This is a genomic window from Rhizobium sp. 862_C5_N1_2, from assembly GCF_051811205.1.
GTDB lineage: Bacteria > Pseudomonadota > Alphaproteobacteria > Rhizobiales > Rhizobiaceae > Rhizobium > Rhizobium leguminosarum.
The window spans coordinates 773,140-791,122 of the sequence record NZ_JBPWPT010000001.1; the positions used below are offsets into that span (position 1 = coordinate 773,140).

The 17,983-nt window shown below is 62.2% G+C and carries 26 protein-coding genes, 1 tRNA gene and 1 riboswitch; of the genes, 15 read left to right on the forward strand and 12 right to left on the reverse strand.

The window, feature by feature from the left end; translation table 11 throughout:
• Positions 1 to 527 precede the first annotated feature (527 nt).
• On the reverse strand, positions 528 to 1,145 hold the full coding sequence (locus ACD590_RS03770) for a TetR/AcrR family transcriptional regulator (protein WP_439002172.1): 618 nt from the start codon (positions 1,143 to 1,145) through the stop codon (positions 528 to 530).
• 111 nt (positions 1,146 to 1,256) lie between these two features.
• Here ACD590_RS03770 and ACD590_RS03775 point away from each other — a divergent pair, with 111 nt between their 5' ends.
• From ACD590_RS03775 to ACD590_RS03785, 3 genes are all read left to right on the forward strand, one after another.
• Positions 1,257 to 1,943, forward strand: coding sequence for a PspA/IM30 family protein (locus ACD590_RS03775; RefSeq protein WP_439002173.1), 687 nt, complete (start codon positions 1,257 to 1,259; stop codon positions 1,941 to 1,943).
• 49 nt (positions 1,944 to 1,992) lie between these two features.
• Positions 1,993 to 2,274, forward strand: coding sequence for a YiaA/YiaB family inner membrane protein (locus ACD590_RS03780; RefSeq protein WP_003557239.1), 282 nt, complete (start codon positions 1,993 to 1,995; stop codon positions 2,272 to 2,274).
• A 93-nt stretch (positions 2,275 to 2,367) separates the two neighbouring features.
• On the forward strand, positions 2,368 to 5,763 hold the full coding sequence (locus tag ACD590_RS03785; protein ID WP_439002174.1) for an acyl-[ACP]--phospholipid O-acyltransferase: 3,396 nt from the start codon (positions 2,368 to 2,370) through the stop codon (positions 5,761 to 5,763).
• A 254-nt stretch (positions 5,764 to 6,017) separates the two neighbouring features.
• On the opposite strand, the gene ACD590_RS03790 is transcribed toward ACD590_RS03785, so the two are convergent.
• Entirely contained in the window at positions 6,018 to 6,425 is a 408-nt protein-coding gene (locus ACD590_RS03790; protein ID WP_027685663.1) for a hypothetical protein, read from the reverse strand.
• 261 nt (positions 6,426 to 6,686) lie between these two features.
• Between ACD590_RS03790 and ACD590_RS03795 the strand changes: the two genes are divergently transcribed.
• Together ACD590_RS03795 and ACD590_RS03800 are read left to right on the forward strand one after the other, a co-directional pair.
• Positions 6,687 to 6,763, forward strand: a tRNA-Pro gene (locus ACD590_RS03795).
• Positions 6,764 to 7,020: 257 nt separating this feature from the next.
• Positions 7,021 to 7,098, forward strand: a riboswitch (ZMP/ZTP riboswitch).
• Between the two features lie 21 nt (positions 7,099 to 7,119).
• Positions 7,120 to 8,418 (forward strand): bifunctional folylpolyglutamate synthase/dihydrofolate synthase, encoded by a 1,299-nt coding sequence (locus ACD590_RS03800; RefSeq protein WP_439002175.1) that lies wholly within the window; start codon positions 7,120 to 7,122, stop codon positions 8,416 to 8,418.
• 18 nt (positions 8,419 to 8,436) lie between these two features.
• Here ACD590_RS03800 and ACD590_RS03805 read toward each other — a convergent pair whose 3' ends face one another.
• The 5 genes from ACD590_RS03805 to ACD590_RS03825 all read right to left on the reverse strand — a co-directional run bounded on the left by ACD590_RS03805 (position 8,437) and on the right by ACD590_RS03825 (position 12,400).
• On the reverse strand, positions 8,437 to 10,023 hold the full coding sequence (locus tag ACD590_RS03805; RefSeq protein WP_439002176.1) for a hypothetical protein: 1,587 nt from the start codon (positions 10,021 to 10,023) through the stop codon (positions 8,437 to 8,439).
• A 208-nt stretch (positions 10,024 to 10,231) separates the two neighbouring features.
• Positions 10,232 to 10,681 carry a type II toxin-antitoxin system VapC family toxin gene (locus ACD590_RS03810; protein WP_439002177.1) on the reverse strand — a complete coding sequence of 150 codons (450 nt, stop codon included), beginning with the start codon at positions 10,679 to 10,681 and terminating at the stop codon, positions 10,232 to 10,234.
• Entirely contained in the window at positions 10,678 to 10,929 is a 252-nt protein-coding gene (locus ACD590_RS03815) for a type II toxin-antitoxin system Phd/YefM family antitoxin (protein WP_003557256.1), read from the reverse strand. Before ACD590_RS03815 ends, ACD590_RS03810 begins: the two co-directional genes overlap by 4 nt.
• A 250-nt stretch (positions 10,930 to 11,179) precedes the next feature.
• Positions 11,180 to 12,202 carry a LuxR family transcriptional regulator gene (locus tag ACD590_RS03820; protein WP_439002178.1) on the reverse strand — a complete coding sequence of 341 codons (1,023 nt, stop codon included), beginning with the start codon at positions 12,200 to 12,202 and terminating at the stop codon, positions 11,180 to 11,182.
• A 9-nt stretch (positions 12,203 to 12,211) separates the two neighbouring features.
• On the reverse strand, positions 12,212 to 12,400 hold the full coding sequence (locus tag ACD590_RS03825; protein WP_427149160.1) for a hypothetical protein: 189 nt from the start codon (positions 12,398 to 12,400) through the stop codon (positions 12,212 to 12,214).
• A gap of 181 nt (positions 12,401 to 12,581) precedes the next feature.
• Here ACD590_RS03825 and ACD590_RS03830 point away from each other — a divergent pair, with 181 nt between their 5' ends.
• Entirely contained in the window at positions 12,582 to 12,821 is a 240-nt protein-coding gene (locus ACD590_RS03830) for a DUF982 domain-containing protein (RefSeq protein WP_018240992.1), read from the forward strand.
• Positions 12,822 to 12,832: 11 nt separating this feature from the next.
• Here ACD590_RS03830 and ACD590_RS03835 read toward each other — a convergent pair whose 3' ends face one another.
• From ACD590_RS03835 to ACD590_RS03845, 3 genes are read right to left on the reverse strand one after another with little or no spacing between them, the layout of a single operon-like run.
• Positions 12,833 to 13,057: a hypothetical protein gene (locus ACD590_RS03835; RefSeq protein WP_439002179.1), complete on the reverse strand. Its 225-nt coding sequence runs from the start codon at positions 13,055 to 13,057 to the stop codon at positions 12,833 to 12,835.
• Positions 13,054 to 13,281, reverse strand: a complete 228-nt coding sequence (locus ACD590_RS03840) for a hypothetical protein (protein ID WP_439002180.1) — start codon at positions 13,279 to 13,281, stop codon at positions 13,054 to 13,056. Before ACD590_RS03840 ends, ACD590_RS03835 begins: the two co-directional genes overlap by 4 nt.
• A gap of 10 nt (positions 13,282 to 13,291) precedes the next feature.
• Positions 13,292 to 13,555, reverse strand: a complete 264-nt coding sequence (locus tag ACD590_RS03845; protein ID WP_439002181.1) for a hypothetical protein — start codon at positions 13,553 to 13,555, stop codon at positions 13,292 to 13,294.
• A gap of 453 nt (positions 13,556 to 14,008) precedes the next feature.
• Between ACD590_RS03845 and ACD590_RS03850 the strand changes: the two genes are divergently transcribed.
• Positions 14,009 to 14,227, forward strand: coding sequence for a hypothetical protein (locus tag ACD590_RS03850; protein ID WP_439002182.1), 219 nt, complete (start codon positions 14,009 to 14,011; stop codon positions 14,225 to 14,227).
• Positions 14,228 to 14,264: 37 nt separating this feature from the next.
• On the opposite strand, the gene ACD590_RS03855 is transcribed toward ACD590_RS03850, so the two are convergent.
• Positions 14,265 to 14,402, reverse strand: a complete 138-nt coding sequence (locus ACD590_RS03855; protein WP_155295825.1) for a hypothetical protein — start codon at positions 14,400 to 14,402, stop codon at positions 14,265 to 14,267.
• Between the two features lie 33 nt (positions 14,403 to 14,435).
• Positions 14,436 to 15,083, reverse strand: a complete 648-nt coding sequence (locus ACD590_RS03860) for a S24 family peptidase (RefSeq protein ID WP_018449194.1) — start codon at positions 15,081 to 15,083, stop codon at positions 14,436 to 14,438.
• 142 nt (positions 15,084 to 15,225) lie between these two features.
• Here ACD590_RS03860 and ACD590_RS03865 point away from each other — a divergent pair, with 142 nt between their 5' ends.
• From ACD590_RS03865 to ACD590_RS03900, 8 genes are all read left to right on the forward strand, one after another.
• Entirely contained in the window at positions 15,226 to 15,417 is a 192-nt protein-coding gene (locus ACD590_RS03865) for a hypothetical protein (RefSeq protein ID WP_018240998.1), read from the forward strand.
• A complete protein-coding gene (locus ACD590_RS03870) occupies positions 15,414 to 15,632 on the forward strand; it encodes a hypothetical protein (protein ID WP_439002183.1) in 219 nt (72 codons plus the stop codon). The genes ACD590_RS03865 and ACD590_RS03870 overlap by 4 nt, the downstream gene beginning before the upstream one ends.
• A 213-nt stretch (positions 15,633 to 15,845) precedes the next feature.
• The gene (locus ACD590_RS03875; RefSeq protein WP_439002184.1) at positions 15,846 to 16,124 is read left to right on the forward strand and encodes a sigma-70 family RNA polymerase sigma factor; all 279 of its coding nucleotides are present in this window, start codon (positions 15,846 to 15,848) and stop codon (positions 16,122 to 16,124) included.
• Between the two features lie 33 nt (positions 16,125 to 16,157).
• Entirely contained in the window at positions 16,158 to 16,523 is a 366-nt protein-coding gene (locus ACD590_RS03880) for a hypothetical protein (RefSeq protein ID WP_439002185.1), read from the forward strand.
• Positions 16,489 to 16,884 carry a hypothetical protein gene (locus ACD590_RS03885; RefSeq protein WP_182565468.1) on the forward strand — a complete coding sequence of 132 codons (396 nt, stop codon included), beginning with the start codon at positions 16,489 to 16,491 and terminating at the stop codon, positions 16,882 to 16,884. Before ACD590_RS03880 ends, ACD590_RS03885 begins: the two co-directional genes overlap by 35 nt.
• The gene (locus tag ACD590_RS03890; protein WP_210067053.1) at positions 16,881 to 17,180 is read left to right on the forward strand and encodes a GcrA family cell cycle regulator; all 300 of its coding nucleotides are present in this window, start codon (positions 16,881 to 16,883) and stop codon (positions 17,178 to 17,180) included. Before ACD590_RS03885 ends, ACD590_RS03890 begins: the two co-directional genes overlap by 4 nt.
• Positions 17,177 to 17,374: a response regulator transcription factor gene (locus tag ACD590_RS03895; RefSeq protein WP_003546099.1), complete on the forward strand. Its 198-nt coding sequence runs from the start codon at positions 17,177 to 17,179 to the stop codon at positions 17,372 to 17,374. Before ACD590_RS03890 ends, ACD590_RS03895 begins: the two co-directional genes overlap by 4 nt.
• 13 nt (positions 17,375 to 17,387) lie before the next feature.
• Positions 17,388 to 17,981, forward strand: a complete 594-nt coding sequence (locus tag ACD590_RS03900) for a hypothetical protein (protein WP_439002186.1) — start codon at positions 17,388 to 17,390, stop codon at positions 17,979 to 17,981.
• Positions 17,982 to 17,983: the final 2 nt, after the last annotated feature.

A 17,983-nucleotide genomic window follows, 5' to 3' on the forward strand; every position in this document is an offset into this window, starting at 1 on the left:
TGGGGTGTGGGTTCCCGTGCTCCCAGGTGAGGATCCATGGGAATTTACCGATCGGGATATTTCGGGATGTGGAGCAGGGTTGAGGCTAATGAATTTTCCCGCTCGGTAATATCGATGGTGGCGCTTCGCAGGTCTGTCCTCTCAGCGTGAGGATTTACGGCTGCCCCTTCGTGCCCATGCCTGCCCCTCACCCTAACCCTCTCCCCGTAAAAACGGGGCGAGGGGACGTACCTCGCGAGAGGTTAGTGGGGGACGGAGAGGTTGCGGCATATCCCCTTCGCCCCGCCTGCGGGGGTCCGAAGGACGGGGCGAGACACGTGGCTCGACCCAGGCAGAGGTGCCGGCAGGCGGATGAGGGGCATTTTTCGCGGTGATTTCAGTGGCTTGACTCCAGTGCCCGCCGGCATCATGGCGGCGGGTGTAGATCCTCGGGTCAAGCCCGAGGATGACGGAGGATGGGGTGGGGCTCGGCGAAAACGGCAACGTCAGCCTGCGCCACTGACCCCGCCACTTCACCAAACGCCACCTCACACGCCCGCTTCCCGCCGCCTCTCCGCCCCGGCCGCAATCGTCTGCACCAGCTCATCCACCTCCCGCGCCAGCCGCTCCAGCGGCAAGCCGACGAAGCGGCCTTCGAGGCTGATGCTGACCACCCCATGCACCGCGCCGAACAGCGTGCGGGCGCGGATCGCCCGGTCTTCCGCCGGCATGTCGGGCTGCAGTTCGGCCAGCGGTTCGGCGATCACGTCCATCAGGAAGAGGTGCTCGTTCAGATGCCACTGCGGCGTCGGGCTGGTGTCGGGGGGGAAATGGTCGAACAGCGCCTTCCAGAGGTTCCGGTGCTCGACGGCGAAGCTGAGGTATCCCTGCGCCAGGTTGCGCAGCCGGTCGGTCGGCGGTTTGTCCTTGGTTTCGGCGAGCGTCAGCCTCGCCTCCAGCGCTTTCAGCGTCGCGGAGTTGACGTGGATGACGAGCTCGGCGAGGTCTGAAAAGACCGTGTAGAGGCCGCCGAGCGCGCAGCCGGCATCCTGGGTGATGTCGCGGGCTCTAAGGTTCGTCAGCCCGTCGCGGGCGATCCGCTCGCGCGCCGCCTCGATCAGCCGGGCCTTCAGGTCTTCGCGTTTTTCTTCTCGTCTGCCGGCCATTTACCATTCCACTTCGATTTTTTGAACGTCGTTCAAAATTTATCTTGAACGACGTTCATGATTCTGGCATAACACCTCTCGTGAACAATGTTCATAAACCGGAGGAAGGAAATGTTCAAACTGATTTCCATTTTATTGCGGGGCAGGGCGCATGATGCCGAACAGGCTTTTGCCGATCGCAACGCCGTGCCGCTGCTTGCCCAGCAGATCCGCGATGCCGCCCAATCGATCCAGTCGGCCCGCCGCAGTGTGGCGGTCGCCATCGCCCAGAACGAACAGGAGAAGGGGCAGCACGCAACGATCGTTGCCCGCATCGCCGATCTCGAAGTTCGCGCCTCCGCCGCATTGGCGAAGGGCAATGAGGGCCTGGCTCGCGAGGCGGCCGAGGCGATCGCCTATCTCGAAGCCGAGCGCGATGCATCGGAAAAGGCGCAAGCCCAGTTCACCGGAGCGATCGACAAGCTGAAAGGCATCGTCCGGGCCTCCGAGGCGCGGCTGCAGGAGCTGCAGCGCGGCGAGCGGCTGGCGCGGGCCACGCAGGAGGCGCAGAAGCTCGATGTCGTCGTCGCCGGTCCGGGCCTTGCGACGCTCGACGATGCCGAGGAGACCCTGGCCCGCCTTCGCCTGCGCCAGAGCCAGAATGAACTGACGGCCGCCGCCCTGAAGGACATGGAAGGCTCAATCCGCCCGGCCGGCATCATCGAAAAGCTTGCCAATGCCGGCTGCGGGGCGCCGCTCCGCTCATCTGCCGATGATGTGCTGGCGCGGCTGAAGAGCCGCATCACGCCTGCTGCCTGAAATCGCATCCATCCAACCATCCATCCATCGAACCATAGGGACCACTGATATGAACGACAGTTTCCAGAAACATTCCTCAAGCTGGGTCAGCTTCTCCTACATCTCCTTCGGCTCGGCCGCCTTCATGCTGGCGCTTGGCCTTTACATGATGCCGCTCGATCTCTGGGGCAAAGGCTATCTCGCCATGGGCATCCTGATGCTGGTGCAGACCACGGTGAATATCACCAAGACGCTGCGCGACAATGCCGAATCCGAGAAGCTGATCCGCAAGGTCGAGGATGCCCGCACCGAGAAACTGCTGGTCAAGTTCAATCGTAACGATGAAGATTAATCTTCGTTAACCGCACTGCAGAGTTGTTGCCGCACTCAACTTTTGCGTAACAACTCTGTGGCCTTCTCTGCCTGCCGAAAGAGGAACGAGCCCGTGCAACACAATCTGATGACATCAAGGAAATTCGCGCCGCTGTTCTGGACCCAGTTCCTCACGGCCTTCAACGACAATTTTCTGAAGAACACCCTGGTGTTCCTCATTCTCTTCAAGATGTCGGCGAGCGAGGGTGCTGCCCTGGTGACCCTGGCCGGCGTCATCCTCATCGTCCCCTTCCTGCTGCTCTCGGCGCTTGGCGGCGAACTTGCCGACAAGCATGACAAGGCAAAGATTGCCGAGCTCTTGAAACGCTGCGAAATCGCCATCGCCGGCCTTGCCGTCGTTGGTCTCGCCTTTTCCTCTATCTTCGTGCTGATGGCGGCGTTGTTCGGCTTCGGTGTCGTCTCGGCGCTGTTCGGGCCGATCAAATACGGCATCCTGCCCGATCATCTCGAACGCCGCGACCTGCCGAAGGCCAATGCCTGGATCGAGGGCGGCACCTTCATCGCCATCCTCGCCGGCACGATCATCGCCGCCTTCGCCTTCTCCGGCGGCGACAATGTGCTGATCTTCGGCACGATGATGATGGGGCTTTCGGTGCTCTGCTGGCTGGCCAGCCGGATGATCCCGCCCACCGGCTCCAAGGCGCCGGATCTCGAAATCGACCGCAATGTCATCCGCTCCAGCTACACCCTCGTCATGGAAATCCGCGCCGATAAGCGCCTGTGGCGTTCGGCGCTGATGAACTGCTGGTTCTGGCTGGTCGGCGCCTTCGTGCTGTCGATCCTGCCGACCATGGTCACCGAACTGCTTGGCGGTTCCGAGCTCGTCGTGCCGGCCTATCTCACCGTCTTTGCCATTGCCGTCGCCGTCGGTTCGGCGATTGCCGCCTGGATGTCGTCCGGCCGCATCGTGCTGCTGCCGGCCCCCGTCGGCACGGCGCTGCTCGGCCTCTTCAGCCTGGATCTCGCCTGGAACCTCTGGGGTCTGGCTTCGGTGAGCCACGCGACGACGATCGCCGGCTTCTTTGCCGGTGAAAATACCATCCGCGTCGCCATCGATCTCGCCGGCATGGCGATCTCTGGCGCCTTCATCGCCGTGCCGACCTTTGCCGCCCTGCAGACCTGGGCGCATGAGGACCGCCGCGCCCGCGTCATCGGCGCCGCCAATGTGCTCTCGGCGCTGTTCATCACCGTCGGCCTCGGCCTGGTTGCCGCCGTCCAGGCGCTCGGCGCCTCCATTCCGCAGATCCTGATCGGCCTCGGCATCATCAATTTCGCGGTCGCCTGGCTGATGCTGAAGACGCTGCCGACCAATCCCTTCCGCGATTTCATCTCGATCCTGTTCCGCGCCTTCATGCGCCTCGAGGTCGAGGGTCTGGAGAATATCAAGAAGGCCGGCCGCGCGCCGATCATCGCGCTCAACCATGTCAGCCTGCTCGATGGTGCGCTGGCGCTCGCCATCACCGAGGAAGAGCCGACCTTTGCCGTCGATTACAAGATCGCCCAGGCCTGGTGGGTGCGGCCCTTCCTGAAGATGTGCAAATTCCTGCCGCTCGACCCGACCAAGCCGATGGCGACGCGCTCGCTGATCAAGGTGGTGCAGGACGGCAACCCGATCGGCATCTTCCCCGAGGGCCGCCTGACGGTGACCGGCACGCTGATGAAGGTCTATGATGGCGCCGCCATGGTCGCCGACAAGACAGGCTCGATGGTCGTGCCGGTGAAGATCGACGGGCTGGAGAAGAGCTATCTCTCCTATCTCGATAATGGCAAGATCCGCCGCCGGCTGTTTCCCAAGGTCAAGGTCACCATTCTCGAGCCGGTGAAGCTGGAAGTGCCGCCGGAGCTGAAGGGCCGCAAACGCCGCACGGCAGCAGGTGCCGCCCTTTATCAGGTGATGTCGAACCTGCTGTTCCAGACCGCCGATACCTCGTCGACCGTGCTCGACCGCGTCATTCGGGCCGGCCATGAATTCGGCATGGGCAAGCTTGCCGTCGAAGATCCGGTCACCGGCCGGCTGACCTATGGCAAGCTGCTCACAGGCGCTGCCGTGCTCGGCGCAAAATTCCGCGCCCGCTTCCCGGAAACCAACCTCGGCGTCATGCTGCCGAATGCCAATGGCGCCGCCGCCACCCTTCTCGGCGTGATGACGGCGGGCAAGGTGCCGGCGATGCTGAACTTCACCGCGGGTGCCGCCAATATCCTCTCCGCCTGCAAGGCCGCCGAAGTCAAGCATGTGCTGACCTCGCGCGCCTTCGTCACCCAGGCGAAGCTCGGTGCCGTCATCGAGGAGATGGAAAAGCAGGTGACGATCGTCTGGCTCGATGATCTCAGGGCCGAGATCTCACTGAAGGACAAGATCCTGGGCTATCTCAGGAAGGCAAGGCCGCTGGTCAAACGCCAGCCGGATGATCCGGCCGTCATCCTCTTCACCTCGGGCTCCGAGGGCACGCCGAAGGGCGTGGTGCTCACCCACCGCAACATCCTGTCGAACGCCGCCCAGGCCGCCGCCCGCATCGATTTCCACAGCGGCGACAAGGTGTTCAACATCCTGCCGGTGTTCCATTCCTTCGGGCTGACGGCCGGCACGGTGCTGCCGCTGATTTCGGGCGTGCCGGTCTATTTCTATCCGTCGCCGCTGCATTACCGCATCGTGCCGGAGCTGATCTATGTCTCCAACGCCACGATCATCTTCGGCACCGACACCTTCCTCAATGGTTACAGCAGGACGGCCCATCCCTACGACTTCCGCTCGATCCGCTACATCTTCTCCGGCGCCGAGCCGGTGAAGGCCTCGACCCGCCAGACCTATATGGAAAAATTCGGCCTGCGCATCCTGGAAGGTTACGGCGTCACCGAGACCGCGCCGGTCATTTCCATCAACACGCCGATGTACAACAAGTCGGGCACGGTCGGCAAAATCCTGCCGGGCATGGAATGGAAGCTCGAACCGGTGCCCGGCATCGATGAAGGCGGCAGGCTGCATGTGCGCGGCGCCAATGTCATGGCCGGTTACCTCCGCGCCGAAAAGCCCGGCGTGCTCGAGCCGCTGATCGACGGCTGGCACGACACCGGCGACATCGTCACCATCGACGAAGACGGCTTCGTCAAGATCCGCGGCCGCGCCAAACGCTTCGCCAAGATCGGCGGCGAAATGATCTCGCTCGCCGCCGTCGAGACGCTGGCCGCCGAACTGTGGCCGGGCGCCCTCTCGGTCGTCTCCTCGCTGCCCGACGCCAAGAAGGGCGAGCGCCTGGTGCTCCTGACCGACGCCCCCACCGCCACCCGCGCCGAATTCCTCGCCTTCGCCAAATCCAAGGGCGCCATGGACATGATGGTGCCGGCCGAGGTCAATATCGGCAAGGTGCCGGTGCTGGGGTCGGGCAAGGTGGATTTCGTCGCGGCGCGGAAGTTGGCGGAAGCTGCGGTGCAGGGGGTGGAGGCGGCGTGAGGGCGGGGCCCTCGGCCTAGGAGATCGCGATTGCCCCTCACCCTAACCCTCTCCCCGCTTGCGGGGCGAGGGGACGTGCCCTGCGAGAGGCTGTGGGGAACCGAGAGGTCGCGGCATGGTCCCTTCGCCCCGTTTACGGGGAGAAGGTGGCGGCAGCCGGATGAGGGGCCGCCCCGGCGCCAACGCCGAGACGTGGTCAGCAGCAGAACAGGCGGCACCCGGCCGCCTGTTCTGCATCTCAAAAAAACCGTCCGTTACTTCTGTTCGGGCGCCAAAAACTCTGCGCAATAGGACGGGCCGTCGACGCCGGGGATATCGGCGACGGTGCGGATGTCGCGGATGGTGTAATCGGAACTGGTGGTGATTTCGGCCTGGCAGCGCAGATAGGCGGTGCGGGCGGACGCGATCTGCTTGCCGCGCTTGCCGTCGGCGCCTTCGGCATATTTCGCCGGAATGCGCACGGTCTTGTAGCCGCCGCGCCAGGTATAGATGGTGGTCGAGCCTTGCTCGCTGTCGCTGATCGGCGGGCCGTAGGCGGCAAAGAAGATGCCGGCCGATTTGCCCACCCAGCGGGCCTCGATCGGATTGCCGGCGGAAGGAATGGTCGTGCATCCGGCAAGCGCAATGGCAAGCCCGGCCGCGGTCATGGTGCGGAAATTCATCGTGTCGTCCCTGATCTCAAGCGCAGTGGCTGCGAAGCCGCCGTCGCAGCGGTTTCGCCTGTCCCGTCTGCCCTTTAGCGCGGAACCTGGCAAAAGAAAATTGCCCCTTTGACACTTCCGTTCGATTTGCGAGAGGTGTGGCTTTTTGCTGCAGCCGCGTGACCTCAGACCTGTCACGTCACCGTCAAAAATTCCCCCGGCTTTTTGGAATTTGGTGCTTGTGCAACCAGATAGGCTGTTCTATAGAAGCGCCGCTGGTCACGGAGTGTAGCGCAGTCTGGTAGCGCACCACGTTCGGGACGTGGGGGTCGAGTGTTCGAATCACTCCACTCCGACCAGCTAGAAACCCCGCTCCGGCGGGGTTTTTCGTTTCTGCTGATCTCAGCCGAAATTCCCCCGGGGGATTTCACCGTAGCGAGTTCAACCGACCGAAAGCCCATCCTTCCCCTGGTTATAATTTTTCTGCAGGAAAGGTATAACTGAGGCGCGGCTGGCGGGAGGATCCCAGGTCTTGAGCGGCGTCTCCATCCAGATGCCCGCAATTGTGCTTCACACCAGCGCCGCTCTGGATTTCGGAATCATCTATGCTAGCATCGAAGGCCTGCGTGACTGGCGATGAAGGTGGATACCACCGGGGAGCGCAGGAGTTTGGCCGCTCGCCTGGGCATCTGGATCATGTTTGAGAAGGTGCCCCATGTCGTCCCACATCGAAAGTGAACGGCTTTCGAATTCCCTAGCCGAACTTGATCAACTCACGAATTGGGAACGCCGGCCGCGCGGCGATATGCGGGTCGATTTGGAGCCGATGCGCGATCTCGCTCGTCGGCTTGGCGATCCCCAGAACAGCTTCCGTATCGTCCATGTGGCCGGCACCAAGGGCAAAGGCTCGACTTGCGCCCTGATCGAAGCTGGTCTTGCGCGGGCGGGGTTCTCGGTCGGGCGATATGCCTCGCCGCATGTCATGCATATCACCGAGCGGGTCAGCATTGATGGCCGCCCGGTCGGCGAGGAGCGCCTGGCGGATGCGCTCGGCGCGGCGCTCTCGGCGTTCAAAGACGCAAGGCGAGAGGCGACGAGCGGGCAGGGAGCGACCTGGTTCGATATTCTGACGGTTTCGGCCTTGGTGATCTTCAGGTCGGAAAGGGTAGAGTGGGCCGTTCTCGAAACCGGACTTGGGGGGCGGTGGGACTCGACCAATATCGTTCAAAGCGATGTCGCCGTTATCACCAATATCGATCTTGAGCACACCGAAATCCTCGGCAAAACCCGCGCGGCCATTGCCTTCGAGAAGGCAGGAATCATAAAGCCCGGCGCTGCGGTCGTCACACTCCTGCCGGAGGCGGACGAGGCAGGCGCCGTCGTATCCGCCCGGGCAGCAGAACTCGGCTGTGCCCTGCGACGCCCCACCGTGCCGGCCGACGCAACCATCGAGCAGCGGAATGTAGCCCTGGCGGGCGCGGTTCTGGATGTGCTCGGGAAAATGGGCGTCATGACAAAGGGCGCAAGCGCGATGTCCGAGCCACTTGGAGAACAGCTCCTCGATCCCTCAACGATCGAATCTGCCCGCCTGCCGGGACGGCTCGAAAAAATCGCTGTCATCACCAGCCACGGCGACAATGCCAAGGTCAACGTGGTGCTGGACGGAGCGCATGTCCCCTTCAACCTTGCTGCGGTTCTGAGTGACCTCTCACAAGAAGAAAAATACCGCGCTCCCTGCATTGCCGTCATGTCAATCGCGGACGACAAGGACGCGGCAGGCTTGCTGTCGACGATGGTGCGCCACGATATATCGATCATCTTCACCACCGTCGGCGCCAGATCGCGTTCGCCGGAACAGCTGAAGACGATTGCAGACACCCTCGGGCTGCTGAGCATCGTCATGTTGGACCCGCTCGAGGCCTATCAAGAAGCGCTGGCGGGCGCCACGGAATCGGGCGCATGGGTTCTCGTCACCGGATCGCTCTATCTCGTCGGCATCATCCGTGCGGCATGAGCTTGACCGGGTGCGATCTTAGCCGCCGACTGTGATCTCACCATCCGCGACACGTTTGACAAATATCTTCAAACCTTCATGCCTCAGTTTCTTCCAGCCGCCGTCGGAAACCATTGATTTAGCCAGATCGGCAAACCCCTTGGTGAGGTAGGGAACCTGCGATGCCGGTCGTTTGCCGAGCGCTTGAATCAGGCAGTCAGTTCTTGGCGGGGACGAGAACGTGTTTCCTGAATGGTTCATACGGATCTCCACATGATCTGTGCCGTCTGGAAACCGGATCGTCCCATAGCCGCATTTGGCCGCCGCATTCACTTCGGCCTTGGAGAGATTGTCTTGCAGAAGAAATGACAGCTGGCTGAAAGTCTTGTCAGTGTAGTCGAACTGACCCAGTATGATGAAGTCCAGCTCGTTCTGCCCCTTCCTGGCGCCTTTGATCTTGCCGAAGAAGTTGGAATTCACCTTGGTGTCTTTACCCGTCTTCATGGCAAGCATTTCGCCGAGCTTGATATAGGTCCTCGGTTTTGACGAAAGGTTTTCGGTGCCAGCCGCGGCGTTGCCTGACGGCAGACTTGCCGTCTCCGGCTTGGCATAGGCGTCAGCGAAGGCTTGCAGCGTCGTGAGGTTGAGCGCTTGGGGAAGCGAACCGCTCTCGAACTTGCGGCAAGAGAGCGCGGCTTGCCGTGTTGCCTTGTCAGGCTTGCCCTCGAGATTCCCTGGCTTGCAGCCCAACTGAGCCAGTTGCTGCTGGAACCTCTTGAGCAAAGCTGCTTGTTCGGCGGAATAGTTGCCGACACCGCGGGTCACACTGACATTGCGGACATCGATGCCGATACCATCCGGCTGCACCACGTCAAACTGGGACGTATGATGGTCATAGCTCTTCCAGTCACCGCCCCAACCCATCATCACCGGGCCGAGAATGAAGTTGAATGATTTTGGGTCGCGGTTTGATTGCGGCTCGCACTCGTTCGATTCCCAGCAATGCGGAGCTTGGTTGGTTGCTTCGCCTTCGGCGGCATAGATCACCTTGTTGTCGCAGCTTGCCGTAACCCAGCCGCTCTCATCGTTTGCCCATCGGATTTTCAGCGAGAATGTCGCCCATTTGCCGAAATCTTGCGGTTTTTGGCACTGGCGGGCGAGAAAGTTCACGCCGTTGCGCGTGTCGGCTTTCAGCATGTAGATGAAATTGTGGATTGCCGGTCCTTCCCAGGACGCCAAGCGCAGATGGCTGTCCCAGCCATCGGGATAAAAGCCATTGGCGGAGTTGTTGTGCCAGCCTTTGTAGGCAAAGGTCGGATCGAGCCGGAAATCGAACTTGTATTCGACGCTTTCGCCAACCTTCATGTCTCGCGTATAGCGAATTGTTGAACGGACGTTGCCATTGCGGCAATCATTTTCGCCGCGTCCATCGCCATAGTCGACATTGGAACATTGACGGTCGAATATCTCAAACCGGGTCACGCCGTCCTTGACCTCCGGTCTGACCGATCCGTTGAACTTGTGGCGCTCAAAACCCTTGGGGAGCGGATCGGCAATCGCTGCGGCGTGGGTCACAAAAACCATCAGCGCGCCAACCGCCAGTCCAACTATGGGATTTTTCAGCATAGCTCCCCCTCCAAATTGGACTCCAACCATATCACGATCTCTCTTGGACGGTCGGGTTTAGATCGGTGCTAGAGGTGCTGCGCCATGAGCAGGTGCGGCGGTCGAAGCAGCCAGGCTGCTCGTGCTTCCGAGCCGGTGCGGCGGGCGTTTATAACGGCAGCCAGGGCGAGTGACATCAAGTGCGGCTCGTGATCGGCGATGCTTCGGATCATTCCGACCGGAACGCGGCGGGAAGATCAACAGCGACGTCAAGCGGCTGGAAATGCCGCAAGTTTTCCGTAATGACGGTGAGGTCGTAGGCTCGCGCGGTCGCCGCGATGATGAGATCGCCAAGGCCGGGATGACGGCCGTGGCTCTCGGCGTCATCTTCCAGGGCGCCGACGATCCGCGCGACAACGGTATCCATCGGCAAGATCCGATCCCCGAAACTGTCGGTGACGAAGTCCAGCCAAGCCGAAAGGCGCTTTGCCCGCTCGATCCCGCCGCGACGCTGAAGGCTCCGCATTCCTTTCTCGATCTCCGCGACCGATAGAGCCGACAGAAAGAGAGCATCGGCTTCGCCTTGCTCACGGAACCATGCCCGCACCGGATCGGACGGCGACGCCTTGCCCGGCGCGAACTTCGAAATGATATTCGTGTCGAGAAGGTAGGCGGTCACAGATCAATATCGCGCATTTTCGATGGGTTCCGCTCCAGCTCGACCCCACCGGGAAACGTCAACAGGAAATCCCCGAAATTCGGCCGTGGCGTCTTCAAAGCCCTTTTCGCGGCCTCGGCTGCTTCGACGGACACAAGCACGGCAGCCGGCTTTCCGTGTCGCGTGATCGTCACGAATTCCCCGTTTGCCGCTTCATCCACCAGTCCGGCGAAACCGGCCTTTGCCTCTGCCACGCTGATCGTCGACATTGCGGCCTCCTGTCTTAAATGACCATATATGGTCAAAATAGACATTGCCGCCGACGGAATCAAGAGGGGAGTTTTCCAGGGATGCAGCAGCGCTTTAGAATCAACCGACCGAAAGCCCACCCTTCCTCTGGTTATAATTTTTCCGCAGGAAAGTTATAGCCAAGGCGCGGCTGAACAGGAACGGTGCATCGTCCGCATGGATCCAGTTCGAGCCTGAACGATTGGCCCAACCAGACGCCGGCGGTCGAGGCTATTGGCTCGGAGCTCCAGCGCTCAACAGCGCCCGTACCAATGCCGCCTGGTTGCGTACGCCGGTTTTGTCGAAGATGCGCTGCAGCTGGGTGCGCAACGTGTTGACACTGACCCCGAGCAGATCGGCGGCGGCCGCGAGGTCATGGCCATCGACGATCAGGCGCGCAAGCCGGGTCTGCGCCGGCGAGAGGCCGAAGAGCTCCCGCGCGCTCGCGATCCGGCGCGCCACCGTCTCGGCGTCGTCGAAGGAGACCAGCGTCTTGCCGTCCTCGAGCAGGACCCAGCAGTGGAGCGGTCCCCCTGCCGCGTCCTCGCCGAGCGCCACCGCCCAGGTCTGCTTCGGCGCGATGTTCAGCGGTCTCTGGCTCTGCAGCTCGCGGAACGCCAGGCGCACCGCCTCGCGTAGCGCAGGGTCGCATTCGCGCTGCCGGGCACGTAGGCGGCCGGCGGCGGCGACGAGCCCAGGATGGCCAGGCATCCGCTCCCGCGCCAGCCGGTTCGTCCAGAGGATCCTTGCATCCACGTCGACCTCGATCAGCGGGCAGTTCGCCTCCTCGACGCTGCTCTCCATCATCACCATGCAGCCGATCTTCCAGGCGCCGTCGATCCGCTGGAGGATCCGCAGCTGGCGCTTGCGATCCTCGCCGGTGTCGCTGCCGATCTGATCGAAGGTCATCCAGGCCATGTTGCCGTCGACGACGATGTTGACCTTTTCCCAGCGGACGCGCTCCGCGAAAGCGTGTTTCTCCGGGAATCGCTCGACGATCTTCTTGATCCGCGCCGCGATCGGGTCCCAGCCTTCGTCCACCCGGACGCCGAGCGAGGCGAAATATTCCATCCGCCGGGTCTGCGGCGACTGCACCCAGTGGCTTGCCAGCGCCTCGAAGTCGCGCTGCAGCCAGGCCTCGGTTTCGGCGCGGATCACTGCCATGATCGCCGCCCGGTCAGCCTCGCTGTCGTCCATCGCGCGGTCCCCCGTGACAACGGATCGCAGCATAGCATGATCGGTCTGTCGGAGCATGACGGCACCTCATGTGTTGATGACGCCGGCCAGAAGCAGCGTCACGCCGGCGGTCGCGGCAGTCAGCCCGAGGAGCCGAAGCCGCAGGCGCGGCAGGGTGATCTGATTTCGGTAGTATCGGTCCTCGGCCGCGGCGCCCATCTGCGTCTTGCGGCGGCGGTTTGGCATGTGCGCGGCGACGAGACTTTGAAGGTCCATTGTGTTGCCTCCTGGTACGGGCTTCATCTGCCGCATTCTCGCACGCATCCGAGCCGTGCTCTGTCATGCAGACGGAGGACATCGGGCTCGGCGCCTGGTTGGCAAACGAAGAATCACCTCAACTGGAACGAGTCTCGAAGTGATTCGTTGAGTCGGATGTCCAGCGTGAGGGGGCTGCATCATGAGCAGGCGACGAAGCTTCAAGCCGGTGAAAATCACCATCAATGGCAAGACGAGAACGGTCTATAATGTCGTTCAGGCGGGCAATACCTTGCTGAACGATTGGCCCGAGCAGACGCCAGCGGCGAAGGCCGCCGAACGGCTTGTGCTCGATGTGTTCAATGATGCCGCCGGGCCCGAGCAGGTGCGCCGCGCATTCATCACCGCGGCGAAGGCCAGCGACATCAAGTTCAGCTCCTGATCGGCGGTATCTCACTTCCATGACACCTGTTCCTGATGGCTGAGATCCTGGTTCTTGAACTGCGTCTCCATCCAGGCGGCCGTAACGATGGCCGCGAGGAAGCCGAAGGTGAGGCAGGTGATTGCCTGGGTCCGCCACGAGACGAAGGTGACCGGCGCCGGGGTGAGGGGCTTTTCCGCGCATTCGCCGGGCGGGCAGGCGCAGCCGGAAAAGGCCTTGATGAGGCAATCACTCATGCTGCACCGCCTTTCATCGTGTCGATGGCGGCGAGGATCTTCTGGTGAAGCGGGCAGCCGTGATCGTCGCTGCCGTCGAAAAAGCGTTCGGCCTCGACCAGCGCCTTCAGGAGATCGGGCGCCCCGGCGGTGAAGCGGGTCCTTTCAGTTGCCCCGGCCCGTCGGGCGGCGAGAAGGGAAGGGCTCTCGGTCGATGGCTCAGGCGTAAGATTGGCGGCAGACATCTCCGGTCCCTCAGGCGTAAAGCTGATCGGTCTCGGTGATGCCCATGATCTCGCGGGCATAGCGGTAGTGCTCCTCGACGCTGGCCGCGGCACCACGCAGCCAGGACGGGCCGCGGATCGAATGTTCGGGGCGGCGGAGGTAGGCAAAGCCGAGGGCGCCCATGCGCTGGGCTTCGTTGGCCATATAGGCGCGGCAGTCGTGGATCGTGCGCGCCGCATTCCAGCGGGCATCCCGCTTGCTCTCCTCGGTCTCGATATTGCGAATGTGCTGCATCGCCTGTCCTCTCGCGCTTCTGATCGGCCTGTGAGGAGAAGGTATTTATTATACCTGATCACGTCAACGGTAAAAGGTATAAAAAGTACCCCTTTGATTGACCAGGTACGAATCATAGGCGTATGTCTGGATCAAGTGATTGGGCGACCGGGTGCAACTCCCGTGCTGACGAAGCCCAGCGGCGCGGGAAGCGAAAGTCCTTAAGTGCGCTGTCAGAAAATCAGGACGAGGGCGAAGCGAATGGCCCCTCTGGCACGTGTCCCATCCCGGCTCCGGCCTTCAGGACTTGGCCAATGCTCTCCCGGCTTCATGGGCTTTGCTCATGGGGTAGGGGGAAGCTTTGGCCGGAACCCTCCCTCACCAGCCTTCAGGAACCTTCTCCTCCTAAGCTGAAGAGAGAGGAATGAGAACTGAAGTTGGAGTATGATGCTAAGAGAAAAAAGGAGGCCGGCGATGCGCAGCGAAATCGAAATCACCGACGAAGTGATCGAAGCGGGCCTGGATGCGATCACCAAATTTTACGATCCGTGGGAGGAGAAGCTGCCGAAGGACATGTTCCCCGCAGCCATTCGTTCCATCCTGGTGGCGGTGTCGAGAGTGGTGCGCGAACGGCATCCTGAGCTGCCGCAATTTGTGGTTTCAGAGGATGAATCCTCCCGATACCCCTCGTGATCCCGGCTGCCGGATCGGCGAGCTTCGGAGCGAAATCCTACAGGCCGTACATCTCGCGCGCGACACTGTAGGCGAGGAGCAACACCGCTATCGTGACGATATAGAACCAGATTCTGCCGGCGCGTGAGGAAGGGCGGATCATCCTGTTTTCCCTATTGAAATATGATTGATTCACGGCACTATTTCCGAGCCTTTGAGCGCTCATCCCTTACATCTCGATGATCGATCGGCGGACGCGGCCGACGATGGTGACGGCGCCCTGGAATTCCGGCGGCGGCACGTCCTCGTAGGACGCCGGCTGGAAGGGCGGATTGTCGTTCGGGCGATAGCGCTTGTAGGTCGCAGCCCCCGTTTCGTCGGCGACGACATAAAGCGCGTTCGGTGCCAGGCGCTTGTCGCGCAGATTGACGAAGATGATCGAGCCCGGCGGCGAGATCTTGTTCATCGAATTGCCTTCGACCTCGAGTGCGATCCATTCGCCATCGGGCAGATCGAGGGCGGCGACCGTCGGGAATTCCGAGAAGTCGGTGATCGGCGCCTGCTCGCTCAGCTGGCCGGCGCTGACCCAGGAGATCTTCGGGATATCGGCGACGGAGACCGGCAGCTCATCCGGATCGAGCGCGTTGCCGGTGCCGAACTGCAGCCAGTTGAGATTGACCTTGAAAGCGCGGGCATACTTCTTCGCATCGGCAATGCCGAAGCCGTTGCGGCCGGACTCATGCGCCTTGTAGACATTCGCATTCCAGCCGAACCGATCGACGATCGCCTTCGGCCCGGCAAAGCCAGCATTCTTCCTGGCCATGACGAGGCGCTTTGCGCGTTCTTCGCGTTCAAATTGTTCCTGCTCTTTCAACATGATATAAAAAATACCCTAAATTAAGGTACATGTCATGCCCTAATGTGCTTGACATATCGGGTATTAAGTGTACCCTAATCGCCATGACACAGAGCGACATCATCAACAACGGACAAGCTTTCCGGGATGGGGAGACGGCACCATGAGGTTCACCATCTCCTCGGAAGAGAAGCTCGCCATGGACGTCATGCCGACCGGCGTCGTCATTCACCGGCCACAAGGCCCAAGGGGAGGGCGGATGTCGGTGATCCCTGTTCGCAACGAGGATATCCCCTTCCTCGCCAAGGCCCTGCAGCAGGTGCTGAACGCCAATCGGGAGGTGGAATCGCTATGACCATCTCCATCCTGACGACCGCCGGCGAGATCCAGCGCCGCAGCGGCCGCTACACCGGCTGCCCGAATTGCGGCAAGGCGCTGTCGATCGCCGAGGTGATCGAACGCCACTGCGAGAATTGCGACCGGCCGACGCGCCCGGAAGAGATCAGCGAGACGATGATCCCGCCCGGCGCTCCGCCGATCACCAACCCCGATAGCCCAGCCCCTCCCTGACGGCTATCGGTGGCTGGCGTCGTCGCTCCTCCCTCGGCGACGCCAGCTCCCGGGCGCACTCGCGCCCGACCCAGGCGGCGGCCTGGCAGACGACCGGAGCCTTTGCTCCCAGAGCCGGGGTTCCGGTCGTCACCCCTGAAAAATCAAAGACGTTGTTGGCACCCGCTTCGGCGGCAATGGCGGACCGCGTTCGCGGGAAGGAAGGATCAAGCGATGAGCATCCAGCCCAAGGCCGCCCCGGCGCAGCAAGGCGCTCACATGAACGCGCTCGAGCTCTTCCGCTCCGGCCGGGACTATATCGAAATCGCGGCCCACCTCGGCACGTCGGTGCCGTCGGTGGAAACCGAGATCCACAAACTTCGAAGCGCCGAGAAGGGCGACACCGCCCACGAGGACCATGCCGGCTCAGAGATCCGCCGGTTTCCCCGCCGCACCGCCAGGCCGGGCGCCCCGGTGAATTTTGCCGGCGGGCGACGGAGGCTGCGGGTTTGAGGTCGGCCATCTCAATCGGGAAAGGCACATCGCATGGGTAAGGACACAGTGAGCCGGGAGATCATGGAGATCCTCAGCCCGGTGCTGGGGGAGGAGCTGGCGGCAGCGATCATCGAGCATCGCAAGCGCACGCTGAAGAAGCCGCTGACGGTCTATGCCGCCAGGATGCAGGCGAGGGAATATCTGCTGACCGGCGACCCGGTCGGCGCCGCCGAGATGCAGATCTTCCGCGGCTGGCAGGCAATCAAATGCGACTGGTACCTCAAGGAGAAGGCGAGGGAAGCCGGGTCGATCAACAGCAGTACGAGGAGGACGACAGTCGATGCCGCAAGAGATTTCCTCTCCGGTGAAGATCATAGCTGGGATGCTTTCGGGTTTCCCGGCATCCGCAGGCACTGATCCCGACATGCAGATCCGCGCCTATCTCGTCGCCATCGACGGCATCCCGCTGGAGGCGGTCTGGCAGGCCGCCAAACTCTTCATCTCCGGAAAGGTGAGGGACCATAACCGCGCCTTCGCCCCGAGCAGCGCCAGTTTCGCCGAGCAATGCCGCCATCAGCAGGCGGCGATCGAGGCCGAGAGCCGCCCGCGCATGGAAGCCGAACCCGAGACGCCGCAGCCAAAGGTCACAGCCTACAAGATGCAGCTGCTGCGGGACGCGGCGAACGGTAGCCGCAGCGCCAAGCGGGAACTGGCGAGGATGTTTCCCGACAACCCGATCATTGCAAGGGCCGCACGATACGAGGAGGCATTGAGATGACCATCACCTTTTGGACGGAAGACAAGATCGTCAAGGCGGAAAAGCTCTGGAAAGAAGGGCTGTCGGCGAGAGAGATCGCCAACCTCTTCGGCTCGAAGAAGAACACCGTCATCAACATGGCGCACCGCAACCGCGACAGGTTCCCCTCCAGGCAGGACGCCTGGCATCCGCAGCCGAAGGCGGGCCCGCCCGTCCAGCCGATCCGCCACCCCGACCGGGTGACGCGGGTGACGATGTCGGGCGCGCATGTGACGATGCCGCGCGTGCCCAGCATCGATGGGCCTGCAGAGCCATGAGCAACGTCACCCCACGCGAAACCGAAGTGATCCGCTGGATGGCGGCGGGCAAGACGGCCGCCGAGATCGGCACCATTCTCGGCATCTCCCACATCACCGTGAACACGCACATTGCCAACGCCAAGGCGAGGCTCGGCGTCTTCAAGGATACGGCGCTGGTCGCCGCGGCACTCAGAAACGGCATCATTCGATAGAAGGACGATCAGCATGGGCGGCAAAGCCACCAAGGTGAAGACAGGGCGGGTCAACAAGGGCGCCGGCCGGCCGCGCAAGGAAAATGTCGAGCGTTTTCCCTGCGGCAAGATCAAGCCCTTCGAAACCGAGAAGGAGAATATCAGCGTGGCGATATCAGCCCGCCGCCGCATCCACGGTTTCGGCAGGACGGTCGCCGACGAGACGGTCAAGAGCCCGTTTGCCGGCTACACCCTCGGCCGCATGTTCCTCGACGGCCTGATCACTTCAGAGCAGCGCCAGGCCGGCGACGATTACGCCGAGGCAATCGCCCGCTACCACAAGACCACCGGCATCCCGGCCCCGAGCCCGAGGGCGCAATCGCTGTTCTCAGTCAAAGGCCACGAAGGCGAGGTCACCGACAGCCTCGCCGACCGCGCCCGCAAGGCCAGCAACCGCATGATGGCCCTGCAGGGCATCCTGCTGCGCTGCCCGGATGGACCGCAGGTCAGGAGCACGGTCTATAACGTCACGGTGATGGATTACGACCATCTGCGCCAGATGCCGCCGCAGCAGCTGCTGTGGCTGCGGAGAGGGCTGACGGCGTTGCGGGGCGCGCGGGGTGGGTGATG

Excerpts from the sequence above, each read along its gene's own strand:
- ACD590_RS03870 (WP_439002183.1), top strand. The coding sequence starts at position 15,414 with ATGACCATCTCCATCCTGACGACCGCCGGCGAGATCCAGCGCCGCAGC.
- ACD590_RS03850 (WP_439002182.1), top strand. The coding sequence starts at position 14,009 with ATGCGCAGCGAAATCGAAATCACCGACGAAGTGATCGAAGCGGGCCTG.
- ACD590_RS03825 (WP_427149160.1), bottom strand. The coding sequence starts at position 12,400 with ATGGACCTTCAAAGTCTCGTCGCCGCGCACATGCCAAACCGCCGCCGC.
- ACD590_RS03895 (WP_003546099.1), top strand. The coding sequence starts at position 17,177 with ATGAGCAACGTCACCCCACGCGAAACCGAAGTGATCCGCTGGATGGCG.
- ACD590_RS03845 (WP_439002181.1), bottom strand. The coding sequence starts at position 13,555 with ATGCAGCACATTCGCAATATCGAGACCGAGGAGAGCAAGCGGGATGCC.
- ACD590_RS03860 (WP_018449194.1), bottom strand. The coding sequence starts at position 15,083 with ATGTTGAAAGAGCAGGAACAATTTGAACGCGAAGAACGCGCAAAGCGC.
- ACD590_RS03890 (WP_210067053.1), top strand. The coding sequence starts at position 16,881 with ATGACCATCACCTTTTGGACGGAAGACAAGATCGTCAAGGCGGAAAAG.
- ACD590_RS03885 (WP_182565468.1), top strand. The coding sequence starts at position 16,489 with ATGCTTTCGGGTTTCCCGGCATCCGCAGGCACTGATCCCGACATGCAG.
- ACD590_RS03780 (WP_003557239.1), top strand. The coding sequence starts at position 1,993 with ATGAACGACAGTTTCCAGAAACATTCCTCAAGCTGGGTCAGCTTCTCC.
- ACD590_RS03790 (WP_027685663.1), bottom strand. The coding sequence starts at position 6,425 with ATGAATTTCCGCACCATGACCGCGGCCGGGCTTGCCATTGCGCTTGCC.
- ACD590_RS03880 (WP_439002185.1), top strand. The coding sequence starts at position 16,158 with ATGGGTAAGGACACAGTGAGCCGGGAGATCATGGAGATCCTCAGCCCG.
- ACD590_RS03775 (WP_439002173.1), top strand. The coding sequence starts at position 1,257 with ATGTTCAAACTGATTTCCATTTTATTGCGGGGCAGGGCGCATGATGCC.
- ACD590_RS03820 (WP_439002178.1), bottom strand. The coding sequence starts at position 12,202 with ATGCTCCGACAGACCGATCATGCTATGCTGCGATCCGTTGTCACGGGG.
- ACD590_RS03835 (WP_439002179.1), bottom strand. The coding sequence starts at position 13,057 with ATGAGTGATTGCCTCATCAAGGCCTTTTCCGGCTGCGCCTGCCCGCCC.
- ACD590_RS03865 (WP_018240998.1), top strand. The coding sequence starts at position 15,226 with ATGAGGTTCACCATCTCCTCGGAAGAGAAGCTCGCCATGGACGTCATG.
- ACD590_RS03805 (WP_439002176.1), bottom strand. The coding sequence starts at position 10,023 with ATGCTGAAAAATCCCATAGTTGGACTGGCGGTTGGCGCGCTGATGGTT.
- ACD590_RS03840 (WP_439002180.1), bottom strand. The coding sequence starts at position 13,281 with ATGTCTGCCGCCAATCTTACGCCTGAGCCATCGACCGAGAGCCCTTCC.
- ACD590_RS03800 (WP_439002175.1), top strand. The coding sequence starts at position 7,120 with ATGTCGTCCCACATCGAAAGTGAACGGCTTTCGAATTCCCTAGCCGAA.
- ACD590_RS03770 (WP_439002172.1), bottom strand. The coding sequence starts at position 1,145 with ATGGCCGGCAGACGAGAAGAAAAACGCGAAGACCTGAAGGCCCGGCTG.
- ACD590_RS03875 (WP_439002184.1), top strand. The coding sequence starts at position 15,846 with ATGAGCATCCAGCCCAAGGCCGCCCCGGCGCAGCAAGGCGCTCACATG.
- ACD590_RS03900 (WP_439002186.1), top strand. The coding sequence starts at position 17,388 with ATGGGCGGCAAAGCCACCAAGGTGAAGACAGGGCGGGTCAACAAGGGC.
- ACD590_RS03830 (WP_018240992.1), top strand. The coding sequence starts at position 12,582 with ATGAGCAGGCGACGAAGCTTCAAGCCGGTGAAAATCACCATCAATGGC.
- ACD590_RS03815 (WP_003557256.1), bottom strand. The coding sequence starts at position 10,929 with ATGTCGACGATCAGCGTGGCAGAGGCAAAGGCCGGTTTCGCCGGACTG.